The 15,578-nt window shown below is 63.4% G+C and carries 14 protein-coding genes; 8 read left to right on the top strand and 6 right to left on the bottom strand.

Translation table 11 applies throughout. The features are described from left to right. Nucleotides 1-177: 177 nt before the first annotated feature. The 3 genes from E2K99_RS03525 (at nucleotide 178) to E2K99_RS03515 (ending at nucleotide 3,667) form a co-directional block, all read left to right on the top strand. Nucleotides 178-1,605 carry a circularly permuted type 2 ATP-grasp protein gene (locus E2K99_RS03525; protein ID WP_034338355.1) on the top strand — a complete coding sequence of 476 codons (1,428 nt, stop codon included), beginning with the start codon at nucleotides 178-180 and terminating at the stop codon, nucleotides 1,603-1,605. A 1-nt stretch (nucleotide 1,606) separates the two neighbouring features. Then, nucleotides 1,607-2,617 carry an alpha-E domain-containing protein gene (locus E2K99_RS03520; RefSeq protein WP_134221364.1) on the top strand — a complete coding sequence of 337 codons (1,011 nt, stop codon included), beginning with the start codon at nucleotides 1,607-1,609 and terminating at the stop codon, nucleotides 2,615-2,617. A 171-nt stretch (nucleotides 2,618-2,788) separates the two neighbouring features. After that, nucleotides 2,789-3,667: a proteasome-type protease gene (locus E2K99_RS03515; protein ID WP_088754567.1), complete on the top strand. Its 879-nt coding sequence runs from the start codon at nucleotides 2,789-2,791 to the stop codon at nucleotides 3,665-3,667. Nucleotides 3,668-3,827: 160 nt separating this feature from the next. Here the strand turns inward: E2K99_RS03515 and purM are convergent, their stop codons facing one another. Next, complete coding sequence (gene purM, locus E2K99_RS03510; protein ID WP_134221363.1) at nucleotides 3,828-4,871, bottom strand: phosphoribosylformylglycinamidine cyclo-ligase; 1,044 nt, start codon at nucleotides 4,869-4,871, stop codon at nucleotides 3,828-3,830. A 104-nt stretch (nucleotides 4,872-4,975) separates the two neighbouring features. Between purM and E2K99_RS03505 the strand changes: the two genes are divergently transcribed. The 5 genes from E2K99_RS03505 (at nucleotide 4,976) to folK (ending at nucleotide 9,682) form a co-directional block, all read left to right on the top strand. After that, the gene (locus tag E2K99_RS03505; RefSeq protein ID WP_034338366.1) at nucleotides 4,976-6,058 is read left to right on the top strand and encodes an AI-2E family transporter; all 1,083 of its coding nucleotides are present in this window, start codon (nucleotides 4,976-4,978) and stop codon (nucleotides 6,056-6,058) included. Nucleotides 6,059-6,181: 123 nt separating this feature from the next. After that, nucleotides 6,182-6,898 carry a DnaA regulatory inactivator Hda gene (hda, locus tag E2K99_RS03500; protein ID WP_034338369.1) on the top strand — a complete coding sequence of 239 codons (717 nt, stop codon included), beginning with the start codon at nucleotides 6,182-6,184 and terminating at the stop codon, nucleotides 6,896-6,898. Continuing rightward, a complete protein-coding gene (locus E2K99_RS03495) occupies nucleotides 6,895-7,578 on the top strand; it encodes a histidinol-phosphatase (protein ID WP_034338372.1) in 684 nt (227 codons plus the stop codon). Before hda ends, E2K99_RS03495 begins: the two co-directional genes overlap by 4 nt. Then, nucleotides 7,575-9,191, top strand: coding sequence for a polynucleotide adenylyltransferase PcnB (gene pcnB, locus E2K99_RS03490; RefSeq protein ID WP_134221362.1), 1,617 nt, complete (start codon nucleotides 7,575-7,577; stop codon nucleotides 9,189-9,191). Before E2K99_RS03495 ends, pcnB begins: the two co-directional genes overlap by 4 nt. Before the next feature lie 5 nt (nucleotides 9,192-9,196). After that, entirely contained in the window at nucleotides 9,197-9,682 is a 486-nt protein-coding gene (folK, locus tag E2K99_RS03485) for a 2-amino-4-hydroxy-6-hydroxymethyldihydropteridine diphosphokinase (protein WP_134221361.1), read from the top strand. Nucleotides 9,683-9,697: 15 nt separating this feature from the next. Here the strand turns inward: folK and E2K99_RS03480 are convergent, their stop codons facing one another. From E2K99_RS03480 to E2K99_RS03460, 5 genes are all read right to left on the bottom strand, one after another. Beyond that, the gene (locus E2K99_RS03480) at nucleotides 9,698-10,960 is read right to left on the bottom strand and encodes an EAL domain-containing response regulator (protein ID WP_134221360.1); all 1,263 of its coding nucleotides are present in this window, start codon (nucleotides 10,958-10,960) and stop codon (nucleotides 9,698-9,700) included. Then, nucleotides 10,938-12,113: a protein-glutamate methylesterase/protein-glutamine glutaminase gene (locus tag E2K99_RS03475; RefSeq protein WP_134221359.1), complete on the bottom strand. Its 1,176-nt coding sequence runs from the start codon at nucleotides 12,111-12,113 to the stop codon at nucleotides 10,938-10,940. Before E2K99_RS03475 ends, E2K99_RS03480 begins: the two co-directional genes overlap by 23 nt. Further along, nucleotides 12,110-13,099, bottom strand: coding sequence for a CheR family methyltransferase (locus E2K99_RS03470; protein ID WP_420840867.1), 990 nt, complete (start codon nucleotides 13,097-13,099; stop codon nucleotides 12,110-12,112). Before E2K99_RS03470 ends, E2K99_RS03475 begins: the two co-directional genes overlap by 4 nt. A gap of 4 nt (nucleotides 13,100-13,103) precedes the next feature. Further along, entirely contained in the window at nucleotides 13,104-13,679 is a 576-nt protein-coding gene (locus E2K99_RS03465; RefSeq protein WP_121042974.1) for a chemotaxis protein CheW, read from the bottom strand. A gap of 75 nt (nucleotides 13,680-13,754) precedes the next feature. Next, nucleotides 13,755-15,575 (bottom strand): methyl-accepting chemotaxis protein, encoded by a 1,821-nt coding sequence (locus tag E2K99_RS03460; protein ID WP_134221358.1) that lies wholly within the window; start codon nucleotides 15,573-15,575, stop codon nucleotides 13,755-13,757. Nucleotides 15,576-15,578: the final 3 nt, after the last annotated feature.

Here is a 15,578-nt window from a genome sequence, read left to right as displayed (position 1 = left end):
TGCAAGCCTCTGTTAGTCTTTCTTCATGCACGCTGGCGCTGGCGTGCAGCGGCAGTCCCCTAGCGCCATCGCATTACGCTGTACCCACGCTGTAGTTTTGCCGTACCCACCGCCTCTGTTTTCGTTACAACCTACTTAGAAAGATTCCCGCTCCCCACGGGAACACGAAGCAAATCTATGGCACATTTTTTTGATGAGATGTATTCAGGAGGCGCAGGCAGCGAAGCAGGTCAAGTGCGTCAGCACTATGCAGAATTCGCCAGCTGGCTTTCGGCGCAGTCGCCCGAAATCATCGCCCGCAAACGTGCCGAATCCGACCTGATCTTCCGCCGCGTCGGCATTACCTTCGCCGTCTATGGAAACGATGCCGGCACCGAGCGCCTGATCCCCTTCGACATCATCCCGCGCATCATCCACAAGGCCGAATGGGCCAAGCTGGAAGCGGGACTGGTCCAGCGCGTCAAGGCGCTCAACATGTTCATCCACGACATCTACCACGAGCAGAAGATCGTCAAGGCCGGCATCATCCCGCCCGAGCAGATCTTCCAGAACGCCCAGTACCGGCGCGAGATGCAGGATGTGAATGTGGTCAACGACATCTACGCGCACATCGCCGGTGTGGACATCGTGCGGGCGGGCGAAGGTGAATTCTACGTACTCGAAGACAACCTGCGCGTGCCCTCCGGCGTGTCCTACATGCTGGAGAACCGCAAGATGATGATGCGGCTCTTCCCGGACCTGTTCAAGCGCCACAAGATTGCGCCGGTCGATCACTATCCCGACCTGCTGCTGGACAACCTGCGTTCGGTGGCGCCGGCCGGCGTGACCGATCCGACGGTGGTGGTGATGACCCCGGGCATGTACAACTCGGCCTACTTCGAGCACGCCTTCCTGGCCCAGCAGATGGGCGTGGAACTGGTCGAGGGACAAGACCTCTTCGTCAAGGACAACGTGGTCTACATGCGCACCACGCGCGGCCCCAAGCGGGTCGACGTGATCTATCGCCGCATCGATGACGACTTCCTCGATCCGCTGGCCTTCCGTCCCGATTCGGCGCTGGGCGTGCCGGGCCTGCTGCAGGCCTATCGCGCCGGCAAGGTGACGCTGACCAATGCAATCGGTACCGGTGTGGCCGACGACAAGTCGATCTATCCGTATGTGCCGGACATGGTGCGCTTCTATCTGTCCGAGGATCCCATCCTCAACAACGTGCCCACCTACCAGTGCCGCAAGAAGGAAGATCTCTCCTATACCCTGGCCAACCTCGAAAAGCTGGTGGTCAAGGAAGTGCACGGTGCCGGCGGCTACGGCATGCTGGTCGGCCCGGCTTCCACCAAACAGGAGATCGAGGACTTCCGCGCACGCATCATTGCCAAGCCGGATGGCTACATCGCCCAGCCCACGCTGGCCCTCTCCGTGTGCCCGACCTATGTGGAATCGGGCATCGCCCCGCGCCACCTGGACCTGCGTCCGTTCGTGTTATCCGGCAAGCAGATCACCATGGTCAAGGGCGGCCTCACGCGCGTGGCCCTGAAGGAAGGCTCGCTGGTGGTGAACTCGTCGCAAGGCGGCGGCACCAAGGACACCTGGATTCTGGAGAAATAAGATGCTGAGCCGTACCGCCGATCACCTCTTCTGGATGGCCCGCTACACCGAGCGCGCCGAGAACACCGCCCGCATGCTCGACGTGCACGTGCAGACCGCCCTGCTGCCGCAGTCGGTCGACGACGCCGAGCAAGGCTGGCGCGCCGTGCTGGGCATCTCGGAACTGCTCTATGGCTACAACCAGAAATACGACAAGCTCACGCAGAAGGACGTCATCGACTTCATGGTGCGGGACCCCAACAACCCGTCCTCGATTGCCTCCTGCCTGCGCCAGGCGCGCGAGAATGCGCGTGCCGTGCGCGGCGCGCTGACCACCGAAGCGTGGGAGATCCAGAACGCCACCTGGATCAAGATGCAGTCCTACCTGCAGACCAATGCACTGGAGCAGAACCCGAGCGATTTCTTCGAATGGGTCAAGCATCGCTCGCACCTCTCGCGCGGCGTGACCATCGGCACCATGCTGGAGGATGAGGCTTTCCACTTCATCCGCCTGGGGACTTTCCTGGAACGTGCGGACAACACGGCGCGCATCATCGACGTCAAGTTCCACGGGGCCAAGGAAGCGCAATCGCAGAAGCAGAATGGCCAGTCGCAATCGCAATCCCAATCACAATCGCAAAGCCAGTCGGCGCGCGATGAAGCGGGACAGCTGGACTTCTACTACTGGGCCGCGATCCTGCGTTCGGTGTCGGGCTTCGAGATCTACCGCAAGGTCTATCGCGACGTCATCACGCCCGAGCGCGTGGCCGAGCTGCTGATCCTGCGGGCCGACATGCCGCGTTCGCTGCTGGCCTGCATGGGCAACGTGATCTCCAATCTGCATCATGTGCGCAATGATGTCTCGGCCGATACCGAGCGCTTTGCGGGCAAGCTGCATGCCGACCTGAAGTTCGCCCGCATCGAGGAAATCCTGGAAGCCGGGCTGCACGATACGCTCACCGAATTTTTGGAGCGCATCTTCGAACTGGGCAATCGCATCAGCCGCGATTTTCTTGTTCCTTTGGCAGCGTAAGCCGCCCCGGCTGTGCTTCGCGCGCAAGAAAGAAGCACAGCCGCTGTCATCTTTTCGGGAAACAGGCCGTTACTGTAGGTACGTCACGACAGATGCCCCCGGCGCGCACGCTCTGGCACCGGGCCTTACGGTAAAATCCGGCTTTCCGTTTCCACGTATCACTTTTCCATCATGACCTACTGCGTAGCCATGCGCCTCAACAGCGGCCTGGTGTTCCTGTCCGATTCGCGCACCAATGCCGGAGTGGACCATATCGGCACCTTCCGCAAGATGAGTGTTTACGAGAATCCGGGCGACCGCGTGATGGTCATGATGACCGCCGGCAACCTGTCGATTTCGCAATCCATCCGCCAGATGCTGACCGACCGCACCAATGCGGAAGGCCGCAGCATCTGGACCGCCACCTCCATGTACGAAGCCGCCCAGATCCTGGGCGATGCCATTCGCGCCGTGCATGACCGCGAGGCCGCCGAGCTGAGCAAGTTCGGTATCGATTTCAACGTCAGCATCATCTTCGGCGGCCAGATCCGGGGCGAGCGCTGTAGATTGTTCCAGATGTATTCGGCCGGCAACTTCATCGAGTCGCACGACGAGAACACCTACTTCCAGATCGGCGAATCCAAGTACGGCAAGCCCATCATTGACCGTGTCGTCACGCCGCAGACCTCGCTGGACGAGGCCGCCAAGTGCGCGCTGATCTCCATGGATTCCACGCTCAAGTCCAACATCTCGGTGGGCTTGCCGCTGGACCTGCTGGTCTATGAGAGCGAAGACCTGGCCGTGACGCGCTTCGTGACCATCGACGAGCAGAACCAGTATTTCCAGATGATCCGCCGCAGCTGGGGTTCGCAACTCAAGCGCGTCTTCGAGGCCATCGACGATCCGGTCTGGGATGCTCCGCCGGAAGATACCCTGAACGTGCTCTCCACCGCCGCCGACATCAGCGAGCCGGTGCGCGTGCCGCCGCCCAATGGCGTGGCGCGTGGCCTGCAGGCCGTGCCGCGCCAGATCCTGGCGGAGCAGGATGGGGATGTCGGGCAGGCGAGCTGAACTCACTGTTAGTTTTTTCTTTTTGGAAACTTAGTTTTTGTTTTAACAAAACTAAGTTTTCATCCGGCGGGAAATTCTCCACCGAAAATAAAAAAGGCTGCATTCCTGAGAATGCAGCCTTTTTACTTTATAAATCGTTAAAACGATTTACAGGGATCGATCAGCGCACGATGGTCTGTGCTTCGCCTTCGGCGCGGGCGCGGATGGTGCCAATACGGTAGACGGTTTCACCGGCGGCCTTCAGATGGGCTTCAGCGGCGTCGGCGTTTTCCTTGGAGACGATCACGGTCATGCCGATGCCGCAGTTGAAGACGCGGTGCATTTCCGCATCAGCCACGCCGCCATGCTGCTGCAGCCAGGTGAACAGCGGGGGCATGGTCCAGGACTTGGCGTCCAGTTCGGCCGTGAGGTGATCCTGCAGCACGCGCGGGATGTTCTCGACCAGGCCGCCACCGGTGATGTGGACCATGCCCTTGACTTCCAGCTTCTCCATCAGCGACAGCAGCGGCTTGACGTAGATGCGGGTCGGGGCCATCAGCACATCGGCCAGCTTGCGGCCGTGGAAGTCGGCTTCCAGGTCGGGCTTGGCCACGTCCAGGATCTTGCGCACCAGCGAGTAGCCGTTGGAATGCGCGCCCGAGGAGGCCAGGCCCAGCACCACGTCGCCCGGGGCGATCTTGGTACCGTCGATGATCTTGGACTTTTCCACCGCGCCGACCGCGAAGCCGGCCAGGTCGTATTCACCGTCCGGGTACATGCTGGGCATTTCTGCGGTTTCACCGCCGATCAGGGCGCAGCCGGCCTGTTCGCAACCGGCGGCGATGCCCTTGATGACATCGGTGGCCGAGGGCACGTCCAGCTTGCCGCAGGCAAAGTAATCCAGGAAGAACAACGGCTCGGCACCCTGCACCAGGATGTCGTTGACGCTCATGGCCACCAGGTCGACACCGACCGTATCGTGACGATTCAGGTGGAAAGCCAGCTTGAGCTTGGTACCCACGCCGTCGGTGCCGGACACCAGCACCGGTTCCTTGTACTTCTTGCTGATTTCGAACAGGGCACCGAAACCGCCAATGCCGCCCAGCACGCCTTCGCGGGTGGTGCGCTTGGCGAACGGCTTGATCGCTTCGACCAGGGCGTCACCGGCATCGATATCGACGCCAGCGTCACGGTAGGAGAGGGAGACATTGGAAGGTGAAGTCATGATGAAATATTGCCAGTGAAGACGGTAAAATAGGGGATTCAGGGCGGAAGTGCCCCTGCCAAGCCGTGATTTTAACAAAACCGCCACCCGCGAACTCCGAATCCATGCCTTTTTCTTTGTCCGAAGAGCAAAAACAGAACCTGGCGTGGCTGATTGTCGGCATTTTGCTGTTGGCACTGCTGGTGGCGCTGGGCCCGATGCTCTCGCCCTTCGTCGCCGCCGGCATCATCGGTTATGCGCTCAACCCGGGCGTGGACTGGATCGCCAGCCGCCGCATCGGCCCGCTGCGCATCCCGCGTTTCGTGGGCGTGACCATCATGGTGCTGCTGTTGATCCTGGCCGGACTGGCGCTGGTGCTGATCGTGGTGCCTTTGGTACTGCGCCAGATCCCGCTGCTGCAGGCCCAGGTGCCGCCGCTGCTGGACAAGCTGAACGCCTTCCTCTCGCCGCGCCTGCACCAGCTGGGCATCGATGTGCGGCTGGACCTGGCGGGCATCAAGGCCTTGCTCACGCAACAGATCAGCACCAGTGGCGACGAGCTCTGGAGTTCGGTGCTGGCTTCGGCCAAGGTCGGGGGCACGGCGCTGCTGGCCTGGCTGGCCAACCTGCTGTTCGTGCCGATGGTGCTGTTCTACCTGCTGCAGGACTGGCATCCCTTCCTCAAGCGCCTGCAGATCATGATCCCGCGGCGCTGGGCCGGTCGCGTCAATACCATGGCGGCCGAGGTCGATAGCCTGCTGGGACAGTACTTGCGTGGACAATTGCTGGTGATGCTGGTGCTGGCGGTCTATTATTCGGTTGCGCTCACTGCAGCCGGATTTGACAGCGCCCTGCCGGTGGGCGTCCTGACGGGCCTGCTGGTGTTCATTCCCTATGTAGGCTTCGGCCTGGGGTTGGTGCTGGCGATCCTGGCGGCCATCCTGCAATTCGATGGCGCCATCGGCTTGCTGTGGGTGGCCCTGATTTATGGCGTGGGACAGGTGCTGGAAAGCTTCATCCTCACGCCCAAGCTGGTGGGCGAGCGTATCGGCCTGCACCCGCTGGTGGTAATTTTCGCGCTGTTGGCCTTTGGCCAGCTGTTCGGTTTTGTCGGCGTGCTGCTGGCGCTGCCGGCCTCGGCCATCGTCTCGGTGATCGCCATGCATGTGCGGCGCGAGTATCTGGCCAGCAATTTTTACAACCGTTGAAGAGTTTATGATTGATCACAGCCTCCCTGCCCTTGCAGGACGCTGCGCAGGCTCGGGCGCTTGGCGCCGTCCTGCATTAACTGGCCGCAAGCAGCTTGCGGCCTTCGTAGCTGATAGCCACCGATGAAACAGATTCCGCTCGATTTGAGCGCGGACCAGCCGCAAAGCTTCGACAGCTTCGTGACCGGCCGCAACGCAGAACTGCTGGAGCGCTTGAAGCTGCTGGCCACGGCCGGCGTGGACAAATCCATCCAGACCGGCAGTGCCAGCACCGACCGCTTCATCTACCTCTGGGCCGAAGCCGGTGCCGGCAAGACCCACCTGCTGCACGCCCTGGCCACCAAGGCCGGCCAGGAAGGCAACCGCGCCCGCCTCATCAGTGCCGACTCCCCCGAGTCGGCCTTCGACTACAGCCCGCAGACCAGCCATTACCTGCTCGATGACGTCGATCAACTGTTCGAGGAACAGCAGATCGCCGCCTTCAACCTGTTCAACCAGATCCGCGAACAGGGTGGCTGCATGGTCTGCACCGGCACCCTGCCGCCGACCCGCCTGGAGCTGCGCGAAGACCTGCGCACCCGGCTCGGCTGGGGCCTGATCTACCAGGTACACGACCTGTCGGACGACGAGAAGATCGCCGCCCTGCTGCAGATCACCCTGGATCGCGGCCTGGAAATCCCCCCGGCCGTGATGATGTACATGCTCACCCACTACCGGCGCGACATGCCCTCGCTGTCGCGCATGCTCGACGCGCTGGACCGCTACTCGCTGGCCACCAAGCGCGCCATCACCCTGCCCTTGCTACGCGAACTGTTACAACAGGAATCCGGAGAACAATGAACCTCGCCCTTTTCGATCTCGACCATACCCTGCTGCCGCTCGACTCCGACCACGAGTGGGGTGAATTCATGGCGCGCATCGGCGCCGTGGATGCCGACAGCTTCCGCAAGGCCAATGACGAATGGTTCGCCCATTACCAGAACGGCACGCTCGATCCGGTGGCCTATCTGGAGTTCGCGCTGGGCAACCTGTCGCGCTTCCCGCGCACGCAGCTCGACGAGATGCACCTGCAATTCATGGACGAAGTGGTCAAGCCCGCCATCCTGCCGCAAGCCGTGGCCCTGGTGAAGAAACACCTGGACGCCGGCGACCTGGTGGCCATCGTCACCGCCACTAACCACTTCGTGACCAAGCCGATCGCCTCGCACTTCGGCGTGGAACACCTGATCGCCGCCCTGCCCGCGCTCGATGACGCCGGCAACCTCACCGGCAAGCTCGACGGCACGCCGACCTTCGGCCCGGGCAAGATCGTCCACACCGAAGCCTGGCTGGAGCGTCTGGGCTTCAAGCTGGACCAGTTCGAACGCAGCTATTTCTACAGCGATTCACAGAACGACATTCCGCTGCTGGAACGGGTGACCGATCCGATCGCCACCAACCCCAACGACAAGCTGCTGGCGCACGCCCAGGCGCGCGGCTGGCCGGTGCTGAACCTCTTCGCCGACGGCCACGCGCAATGATCAAGAAACTGATTCGCTCCATCCTCGGCCGCGGCAAGGCCGCTGCAGCCGAGAGTGCCGAGCCCGTGAAAAAATCGCGCGCCAAGGCCGCTGCCGCAGGCGGCAAGATCGAGCCCGATGTGCTCGGCCCCAAAGAGCATGGCATCGATCCGGCACTGGTCTCGCCCAATGCGGTGCGCGTGACGCAGACCCTGCAGGATGCCGGCTACAAGGCCTTCATCGTCGGCGGTGCAGTGCGCGACCTGCTGCTGGGCATCAAGCCCAAGGACTTCGATGTGGCCACCAATGCCACACCGGAACAGGTCAAGCAATTGTTCCGCCGCGCCTTCATCATCGGCCGTCGTTTCCAGATCGTGCACGTGATGTTTGGACAAGAGTTGATCGAAGTCACCACCTTCCGGGGTGCTTCGGCCGAAGCCGCGCCCAAGGATGAACATGGCCGCGTGCTGCGCGACAACACCTTCGGCGAACAGCATGAAGATGCCACCCGCCGCGACTTCACCATCAACGCGATGTACTACGATCCGGCCAGCCAGGCCGTGCTCGATTACCACGGCGGCATCGCCGACATCCGCGACAAGAAGCTGCGCATCATCGGCGAACCCGAAGCGCGCTACCGCGAAGACCCGGTCCGCATGCTGCGCGTGGTGCGCTTCGCGGCCAAGCTCAAGTTCACCATCGATCCGGCCAGCAGCGCACCGATCCGCGTGATGGCACCGCTGATCGACAACGTGCCGGCCGCCCGCGTGTTCGATGAAATGCTGAAGCTCCTGATGAGCGGCCATGCGCTCGCCTGCCTGCAGCAGCTGCGCAAGGAAGGCCTGCATCACGGCCTGCTGCCGCTGCTGGACGTGGTGCTGGAACAGCCGCTGGGCGAGAAGTTCGTCAGCCTGGCGCTGGCCAATACCGACGCCCGCGTCAAGGAAGGCAAGGGTGTCTCGCCGGGCTTCCTGTTCGCCTCGCTGCTGTGGCACCAGGTGCTGGAAAAATGGCGCGCCTACCAGGCTGCGGGCGAGTATCCGATTCCCGCCCTGCATCTGGCCGCCGATGACGTGCTCGATGCCCAGACCGAGAAGCTGGCCCTGCAACGCAAGATCGCCTCCGACATGCGTGACATCTGGGCCATGCAGCCGCGCTTCGAGCGCCGCGTCGGCAAGGCCCCGTACAAATTGCTGGAACACCTGCGCCTGCGCGCCGGTTTCGATTTCCTGCTGCTGCGCTGCCAGTCCGGCGAACTTGATGCCGAACTCGGCGAATGGTGGGAAGCCTTCATCGCCGGCAACGGTGCCGAGCGCGAAGAACTGATCGCCCGCAAACCGGCCGATCCTGCCAGCAGCAACGCCGGTCCCAAGAAGCGCAAGCGCCGTGGTGGACGTAGCCGCAGCAAGTCGGCAGGGGACACCGTTGAAACCAGCGACAGCGGCAGCGAGCAGGAAGCCACTGCCACTGCCCCTGCGCCTGTGCGCGCACGCGCCCCCAAGGAAGCGGCCGACGCGCCGGATGCACCGGCAGATGCCGGCACGGGTGAGGCCCCCAAGCGCCGTCGCCGCCGTCGCAGCAGCGGCAGTGCCGGTGGTGCGGGTGGGGACAGCGCGCCAACAGGCGACGACTGATCAACGTGGAATCAACCTCCACGCTGGCCTGGATTGGCATCGGTGGCAACCTGGGCGACGCCCGCGCCACCGTCGAAGAAGCCATCGCCCATCTGGCCCGGCTGCCCGAGTCGCAACTGCTGCGGAGCTCTTCGCTCTATCGCACCGCGCCCATCGATTCCAGTGGCGACGACTACGTCAATGCCGTCGCACTGGTCTCCACGTCACTGACCGCACCGGAACTGCTGCATGCGTTGCAGGCCATCGAGCTGCAGCACGGACGCGAGCGGCCCTACCGCAACGCCCCGCGCACGCTGGATCTGGATGTCTTGATGTATGGAGAGGCGCAGCTGGAGGATGAAGAACTGATCGTCCCGCATCCGCGCATGGCGCAGCGCGCCTTCGTATTGGTGCCCATGCTGGAGATCGATGCGCAGGTGCGCATTCCGGGACTGGGCGCGGCGCGCGATTTCCTGGATGCCATCACCGATCAGCCGATCAGCCGGCTGTGATCTGAACCAGGCAGTTCAAACCGAGCCGCCCGTGGCGGCACCCTTGCCCAGCGGCCGCAATTCACCGAGACGGCGATGATGCCCCTTCAGCCACAGCGGCAATTCATTGGCCGGCATGGGCTTGCCGATCAGGTAGCCCTGCCCCAGGCTGCAACCGAAGTCCTGCAGCAGACGCCAGTCTTCCTTCGTTTCCACCCCTTCCGCCACGGTCACCAGTTCCAGCCGCTGGGCCATGTCCAGCGCCGATTGCAGGATCACGCGCAGGTTCTTGCGGTCATGCGCGCCATGCACGAAGGAGCGGTCGATCTTCAGTTCGGTGAAGGGGATGCGCGCCAGCTGCTGCATCGACGAGAAACCGGTGCCGTAATCGTCAATCGACAGGCCGAAGCCCTTCAGGCGCAGCCGCGCCAGCATGCCCAGTGAATTGCCCTTGTGCGCCACCACCGAACTCTCGGTGATTTCCAGCACCACGTTCTCGGCCGGCAGCGCGTGCTTGTCCACCAGTTCCAGAATGCGATGCAGGAAGTCCGGCTGCTCCAGCGACAGCGGCGAGAGATTCACCGCCACCTTGATCGCCAGGCCCCGGCTATGCCAGACGGCCGCCTGCGCCATGGACTGGTCCATCATGCTGATGGTGAGATCGTGGATCAGGCCGCACTGCTCGGCCAGCGGAATGAAGCGGTCCGGCGGGATCATGCCGCGTTCGGGATGGATCCAGCGGGCCAGCGCTTCCACGCCCTTGAGGATGCCGGTCTGCACGTCCACCTTGGGCTGGAAATACGGCAGTACCTGGCCGCCACCGATGGCGGTGCCGAGGTCGCTTTCACACATGGAAGGCTGGGGATCATCATCGGCGTGGGCACCGCCGCCACGCGGACGGAAGGATTGCAATGCGGCGCGCAGCTGGCCCTGGTTGAGCGGCTTTTGCAGCACCCCGATCAGGTTCATGCCCAGGGCCTGGATCATGGTCTCCACCGACAGCAGCAGCGAGGTCTCGCGGCTGGAGGCGACGATCAGGGGAATGTCGATGCCCTTCTGCTGCAATTGCTGGATCAGCTCGATGCCATCCATGCCCGGCATTTCCAGGTCGATCACCGCCAGTCCGGGCGGCAGCTTGAGCAGCGCCAGCAGATCCAGCGCCTCGTTGCCGTTGCCGGCCTCGTAGATCAGATCGACGCCCAGGTCCTGCAGCAGCGACACGCTGTGCTGGCGCTGCAGGGCACTGTCGTCGACGACCAGCGCGGATTCGATCAGCTCATTGAGATTCTCTAGAGGCATATTGTTCTATCACTGCGGAGATATGATCGAGCGGGAGGACGTCACCGACGCCGCCCATGTGTATCGCTTCTTTCGGCATGCCGAAGACCACGCTGCTGGCCTCGTCCTGGGCATAGGTGGCGGCGCCGCAATCGGCCATTTCCCGCATCCCCCTTGCGCCATCGTCCCCCATGCCGGTCATGATGATGCCCACTGCATTGCTGCCCGCAGCCTTGGCCGCCGAGCGGAACAGCACGTCCACCGATGGCTTGTGCCGGCTCACCAGCGGGCCATCCAGCGTTTCCACATAGTACTGCTGGCCATCGCGCCGCAGGACCAGATGCCGGCCGCCGGGCGCGATCAGCACGCGCCCCGGCAGGACCAGATCGTGATGCTCGGCTTCCTTGACCTCGGCACCGGAAATGCGGTGCAGGCGTTCGGCAAAACTACGCGTGAAACGCTGCGGCATGTGCTGCACCACCACGATGCCCGGACAGCGCCCAGTCAAAGGCTTGAGCACCCGCTCCAGTGCCTGCGGCCCCCCGGTCGAAGCGCCGATGGCGACGATGCGCGCCGTCAGCGGACGATAGCCGTCCTCCGGCCCCGGCGCTGCCAATACTGCATCGGCGGTATGACGCTGCAGCACCGCAGCCCAGCCGTCATCATGCAGCATTTCGCGAGCGGCTGCTTTGACCGGGCGCAGCTTGAGCACGGGCGATACAGGCCGTGCCGCAATGGCCGCCATCGCGCCCCTGCCGCCGGCCCCGGCCAGCGCCGCAGCCCGGATGGCGCAGGCCAGTTCGGTGACCGCTTCATGCAGGAAATCACGCACGCCCAGTTGCGGACGGGCAATCACCGACACAGCACCGGCGGCCAGTGCTTCGGCCGTGATATCGCCGGCACCGCCGACCCGCGCACTGCACATGATGACCGGTGTGGGCCTGCTGGCCATGATCTGGCGCAGGAAGGTGATGCCATCCATGCGCGGCATCTCGATGTCAAGCAGGATCACGTCCGGCCACTCCTGCTGCATCTTGCGCAAGGCAAACACCGGATCGGGCGCGGTCCCGATGACGCGGATGTCGGCAGTCTGCGCCAGCAGCTGCTGTACCAGCTGGCGCACCACCGAGGAGTCATCGACCACCATCACGCGGATGGCTGATGGTGCGTTCATGGCGGCCTCCGGTAGATGGAAGGGGAATGCATCAGCAGATCGAGCTCCATGCCGTGCAGCGATTCCGAATGGCCGACCACCAGGTAGCCGCCCGGCCGCAGGCGCGCGATCACATCGCGCAAGACCTGCAGCTTGGTCTCGCAATCGAAGTAGATGATGACGTTGCGCAGGAAGATCAGGTCATACAGGCCATCGTCGTGTTCGTGCAGCGCAGTCAGGTTGCGCTGGGCGAATTCGACCTTGGCGCGCAGGTCTGCCTGTACCAGGAAATGGCCTTCGTATTCGCCGGTGCCGAGCAGGCAATAACGGCGCAGATACAGGCGCGGAATGTTCTGCCCGCGCGCCATCGGATAGAGCGCGCGGCGCGCGAAGCGCAGCACGCGCGTGCTGATGTCGGAGCCGAATATCGACCAGCTGCCGGCGGGCCGGTGATGGTCCAGCACCATGGCCAGCGAATAGGCTTCCTCACCGGTGGCGCTGGCCGCGCTCCAGACGCGCAGATGCTGGCGGTCGCGCCAGCGTGGCAGGAGATCCTGCATCAGGAAATCGAAATGGCCCTGTTCGCGGAAGAAATAGGTTTCGTTGGTGGTGATGAGATCGATGGCGCGCTGACGTTCCTCGGCCCCCTCGGCACTCGTGATGAGGCGGTGATACTGTGCCAGTCCGCGCAGGCCGAGTTCCTGCAGTCGATGGCTGAGGCGGCTCTGCAGCAGGGCCTTCTTGGACAAGGGCAAGTGCAGCCCGATATCCTGCTTGAACAATTTCTGGAACAGCAGCATGTCGTGATCGCTGACCTCGGGGTCGGCAGATCCGCTGGCCGGTGCGATGGCGGCCACCACCGGCGTCACCGGAATGACGGCAGCAGACGCCGCCTGAGCCCCACGCCCGGCATGCAGACCCGGCACGCTGCCAACAGCCGTGGCCACACCGGCACTGCTGCCGTGCGTGCTGTCGCTGCTGCCTGCCAGGTTGCCGGGTCGGGGCATGGGCCTACTCCCTTTCCGTTTCTGCCGAAAGCACCGGCACACCGCCCAGCGCATCCTCGGCACTCATGCCCAGCAGGCTCGCCAGTTCATCTACCGACAGGACGCGCTGCACATCGAGCACCACGATGAAACGCTCATTGACGTTGATCATGCCCTCGATGAAATCGGCGCGGATGCCGGCACCGAATGACGGACGCGGCTCGATGTGATCAACACCGATGCTCAGCACCGCGCTGACCGCATCGACCATCACGCCCAGCAACAGCAGCTGCTCGTCCTGGACCAGTTCCATGATGATGATGCAGGTACGTTTGGCCTCCACCGTCGGGGCACGGCCGAAGCGCACCGACAGGTCGATCACCGGCACCACCGAGCCGCGCAGGTTGATCACGCCGCGCAGGAAATCAGGCATCAGCGGCACTTCGGTCAGGCCGCCGAATTCGATGATCTCGCGAATGCTGGCGATGGGCATGGCGAAGCTTTCCGTTCCGACCAGGAAGGTCAGGAACTGGCGGCTTTCGATGACCTCTTCCTGCTGCCGCTTGCGGACGGATTCGCCATTCAACGATACGCTGGGCATGGCCTGCTCTCCTTGCTGCCGCGCTGTGCGCGCGGCGGATTGATACGGGACAAGTTCAACGCCATGGCACGCTCCTCAGAAACGCTTGAACGAGGATTCATCCACGCCCGGCGCATCCTCATCCACATCCAGCATCGACAGGCGGCGCGTGCTCTCGCGCCCGCCCTGCGCAGCGGACTGAGCGCGTCTGCCGCGCCGCCCGCCGGATTCCGGTACGCCACCGGCCGCACCGCGCACGCCGGGCTTCTGCAATTCATCCACGCGGAAGAAGCGCATCAGGTCCTGCAGATGGATGGCCTGTGCGCTCATTTCTTCCGAGGTCGCCGACAATTCTTCGGAAGCCGAGGCCGTCATCTGCGTGGTCTGCGCCATCTGGTGCACGGCATTGTTGATCTGCTCCAGGCCGGTCGACTGTTCCGCCGAGGCGGCGGCGATTTCCTGCACCAGATCGGCGGTCTTGCGGATCGAGGGCACCATCTGGTTGAGCAGGCCGCCGGCCTTTTCGGCCAGACCGACACTGTTCTCGGCCACCGCGATGATTTCCTGGGCGGCGGTCTGCGAGCGTTCGGCCAGCTTGCGCACTTCGGCCGCGACCACCGCAAAGCCCTTGCCGTGCTCACCGGCGCGGGCCGCTTCAATGGCAGCGTTGAGCGCCAGCAGATTGGTCTGGTAGGCGATGTCATCAATGATGCCGATCTTGCTGGCGATCTGCTTCATCGCAGCCACGGTCTCGCGCACGGCTTCGCCGCCTTCGGTCGCCGCACTGGCCGAGAGGCTGGCGATGCCATCGGTGGTGCGGGCGTTATCGGCGTTCTGGGCGATGGTGGCGGTAATCTCTTCCACCGAGGCACTGGTCTCCTCGACATTGGCGGCCTGTTGCGAGGCATTGTGCGAGAGCGCCTGCGAGGACGAGGAAATCTCTTCGGAGGCCGAGGCCAGCGCACTGGCGGTGCCGCTGACATCGCCGATGACGTCGGTCCACTTGTTGACCATCTGCTGGGTGCTGTAGAGCACGCTGACCTTGTCGTTCTTGCGCAGTGGCACGGTGACTGTCAGATCGCCCTCGGCCACGCGGCGCAGGACGCTCATGGCATCGCGCGGCTCGCCGCCGATCTGCGAGCGGATGGTGCGATAGGCAAACCCGAGGCAGGCGAACAGCACCACCACCGAGGCGGTCAGCAACCAGAAGATCTTCTGTTCCAGTTCGGCATACTCGCGGCCGGCCCTGAGCACACGGGCCTGCGTGCGTTCGTCAACCTGGCGCAGGAAGTCATTGATCGGGGCCATCACGCGGCCGAACAGCGCACGATAGGTCTGGTCGAAGACCAGCTCCTGCGCCATGGCCTGGTTGGGCGCACCGACCACGGTGAACTTGCCCTCGCCATCATCGAACTCGCCCTTGACCGCATGGAAGGCGGTGATCTCGATGCGCGAGAGCTGGTCGCCCAGCTTCAGCGCTTCCTGCATCTTGGCCAACTCCTGTTCGGTGAAACCGGCTCGCTTCATCAGTTCGCTCAGCGGCACCGTCTGGGCACCCGCCTCCACCGGCAGTTTGCGGGCACTGACCAGATCCCAGTTGAAACGGTCGTAGTTGGAAGGCCGCGCGCGCTTGCCATTGCGGATGTCCAGAATCATGTAATAGCGATCCTCGTCGTTGGGGTCGCCCGTGGTCACGTAGGCGCGCGCGAACTTGGTCATGTCCTCGGTGGTGCGGCGCAGTTCATTGGCCAGCGCGGCGGAGTCGTAACGGGACTGATGCGCTTGCTCCAGCGCACTATTGGCCTGGCGCAGCGTATCGGTAAGGCTGATCACCACCGCCACCAGGATGGACAGGACTACACCCAGCCAGATGAAGATCTGCTTGATGCTCATCCTGTTGGTCATCGATTCTTGCATGCT

The sequence above is a fragment of the Herbaspirillum huttiense genome, from assembly GCF_004367745.1.
Classification (GTDB): domain Bacteria; phylum Pseudomonadota; class Gammaproteobacteria; order Burkholderiales; family Burkholderiaceae_D; genus Herbaspirillum; species Herbaspirillum huttiense.
This window is presented reverse-complemented; position numbering and strand designations above follow the sequence as displayed.

Bases quoted from the DNA above. Each gene is read 5' to 3' on its own strand.
- E2K99_RS03525 (WP_034338355.1), top strand. From the start codon at position 178: ATGGCACATTTTTTTGATGAGATGTATTCAGGAGGCGCAGGCAGCGAA.
- E2K99_RS03520 (WP_134221364.1), top strand. From the start codon at position 1,607: ATGCTGAGCCGTACCGCCGATCACCTCTTCTGGATGGCCCGCTACACC.
- E2K99_RS03515 (WP_088754567.1), top strand. From the start codon at position 2,789: ATGACCTACTGCGTAGCCATGCGCCTCAACAGCGGCCTGGTGTTCCTG.
- purM (WP_134221363.1), bottom strand. From the start codon at position 4,871: ATGACTTCACCTTCCAATGTCTCCCTCTCCTACCGTGACGCTGGCGTC.
- E2K99_RS03505 (WP_034338366.1), top strand. From the start codon at position 4,976: ATGCCTTTTTCTTTGTCCGAAGAGCAAAAACAGAACCTGGCGTGGCTG.
- hda (WP_034338369.1), top strand. From the start codon at position 6,182: ATGAAACAGATTCCGCTCGATTTGAGCGCGGACCAGCCGCAAAGCTTC.
- E2K99_RS03495 (WP_034338372.1), top strand. From the start codon at position 6,895: ATGAACCTCGCCCTTTTCGATCTCGACCATACCCTGCTGCCGCTCGAC.
- pcnB (WP_134221362.1), top strand. From the start codon at position 7,575: ATGATCAAGAAACTGATTCGCTCCATCCTCGGCCGCGGCAAGGCCGCT.
- E2K99_RS03480 (WP_134221360.1), bottom strand. From the start codon at position 10,960: ATGCCTCTAGAGAATCTCAATGAGCTGATCGAATCCGCGCTGGTCGTC.
- E2K99_RS03475 (WP_134221359.1), bottom strand. From the start codon at position 12,113: ATGAACGCACCATCAGCCATCCGCGTGATGGTGGTCGATGACTCCTCG.
- E2K99_RS03470 (WP_420840867.1), bottom strand. From the start codon at position 13,099: ATGCCCCGACCCGGCAACCTGGCAGGCAGCAGCGACAGCACGCACGGC.
- E2K99_RS03465 (WP_121042974.1), bottom strand. From the start codon at position 13,679: ATGCCCAGCGTATCGTTGAATGGCGAATCCGTCCGCAAGCGGCAGCAG.
- E2K99_RS03460 (WP_134221358.1), bottom strand. From the start codon at position 15,575: ATGCAAGAATCGATGACCAACAGGATGAGCATCAAGCAGATCTTCATC.